This is a genomic window from Stenotrophomonas sp. 3diitr2024 (assembly GCF_042136455.1).
Taxonomy (GTDB): domain Bacteria; phylum Pseudomonadota; class Gammaproteobacteria; order Xanthomonadales; family Xanthomonadaceae; genus Stenotrophomonas; species Stenotrophomonas sepilia.
The window spans coordinates 1-522 of record NZ_JBHHMJ010000665.1; the positions used below are offsets into that span (position 1 = coordinate 1).

The following is a 522-nucleotide window of genomic DNA, read 5'->3' on the forward strand; positions in this document are numbered from 1 at the left end:
GTTGTAGAGCCGAGCCATGCTCGGCTGCAGCGGCGCGGCCCGCACAGGCATCGCGTTGCCGGAATGGAAAGACGCCGGGCATGGGCCCGGCGCTAGCTTATTCTTCGTCGCTCCCGCGACGCTTTTCCGCGGCCAGCGTATCGGGCAGGTCGCGCAGGATGTTGTCGATGTGCTCACCACGGTCGACCGAGTCGTCGTAGTGGAAATGCAGCTCCGGCACGTGGCGCAGCTTCATCGCGCGGGCCAGGTCCATGCGCAGGCGGTAGCCCAGCTCCTTCAGGCCGGCCACGGCTTCAGCCGAGCGTTCCGGCATCAGGGCGGTGACGAACACCTTGGCATGGGCCATGTCGCGGGTGATTTCCACGTCGGACACGCTCACCGAGGGCAACCCGTGCTCGCGCACGGCGTTGTGCACCAGGGTGCCGAGTTCACGGCGCAGCTGGGCGGAGACACGGTCGGTTCGATGGAAAGTCTTGGGCACGAGCAGCTCTTGGTTCAGTTGTCGCCCGACCAACGGTCGGG

The 522-nt window shown here is 66.7% G+C and carries 1 protein-coding gene; it reads right to left on the reverse strand.

Annotated features, from left to right (window positions below; translation table 11 throughout):
* Positions 1–97: 97 nt before the first annotated feature.
* Complete coding sequence (gene rbfA, locus ABGA94_RS17065; protein WP_005417890.1) at positions 98–481, reverse strand: 30S ribosome-binding factor RbfA; 384 nt, start codon at positions 479–481, stop codon at positions 98–100.
* Positions 482–522 lie beyond the last annotated feature (41 nt).